The sequence below is a fragment of the Vibrio sp. 1402 genome (genome assembly GCF_033340275.1).
The window spans coordinates 1-571 of the sequence record NZ_JAWOWE010000525.1; the positions used below are offsets into that span (position 1 = coordinate 1).

At 47.3% G+C, this 571-nt stretch carries 1 protein-coding gene; it reads right to left on the reverse strand.

Features of this window, described 5'->3' with window-relative positions:
* The coding region (locus R7044_RS27055) for a CNNM domain-containing protein (RefSeq protein WP_225456208.1) at positions 1 to 571 on the reverse strand (571 nt) is incomplete at both ends.

Here is a 571-nt window from a genome sequence, read left to right on the forward strand (position 1 = left end):
GATCGAGAATAGACACCAACATGTCTTGGTGTCGACGAGGGATAAGTCCGCCAGCTTCATTTACGACCGTGCGTAACTCTTCCGAACTTAGATGATCCTCTACCGTGTGATCAGCTTTCACGCCAAGCAAACGAATGAAACCATTAGTAATAAAGTTCACCAGCATTACGAGCGGTGATAGCACTTTCATTAGGATAGTGAGCAAGATGCTGCTCGCGTAGGAAACACGCTCTGGATACAACGCTGCAACGGTTTTTGGTGTGACTTCGGCAAACACCAAGACAACCATAGTTAGCGCACCCGTTGCGATCGCGACACCTAAATCGCCGTATAGGCGCATGCCGATGATGGTCGCAATTGCTGAAGCAAGAATGTTCACGAGGTTGTTGCCGATAAGAATAAGACCGATCAAGCGATCTGGTCGGTCTAATAACTTTTCGACACGTTTGGCGCCCTTATGCCCACTTTTCGCTAAGTGCTTCAAGCGGTAACGGTTCAAAGACATCATCCCTGTTTCTGAACCAGAAAAATAACCTGATATGACGATAAGACACGCGAGTAGCGCAAATAA